Origin of the sequence: Shewanella sp. SG44-6 (assembly GCF_014164185.1) — a bacterium.
In the GTDB taxonomy this organism is placed as follows: domain Bacteria; phylum Pseudomonadota; class Gammaproteobacteria; order Enterobacterales; family Shewanellaceae; genus Shewanella; species Shewanella vesiculosa.
This window is the reverse complement of sequence record NZ_JACJER010000371.1, coordinates 1-253: the sequence shown is the minus strand read 5'-3', so window position 1 is coordinate 253 and position 253 is coordinate 1. Positions and strand designations below refer to the sequence as shown.

General features: G+C 56.5%; 1 protein-coding gene. It reads left to right on the top strand.

The features are described from left to right. Window positions 1–253 (top strand): cadherin repeat domain-containing protein (locus H5185_RS22620; RefSeq protein WP_182743387.1); only part of this gene is annotated, 253 nt, incomplete at both ends.

Here is a 253-nt window from a genome sequence, read left to right as displayed (position 1 = left end):
CGTATTTTGAAAACAGCAGCGACAGCACTGTGATTGGCACCGTCAATGCCATCGATCCGGAAGGCACACCAGTGACCTACAGCATCGTCAGCGGCAATGACGACGCTTGGTTTGAGATTGACCCCGTGACCGGTGTCATCAGCTTGACCCCAGCGGGCGTCGCCGCCGTCGCCAATGACTTTGAAGCCCTGGCGAACGTGCACAATTTAGTCGTCGGCGCCTCAGATGGCGTCAACACCACCAACATTAACGT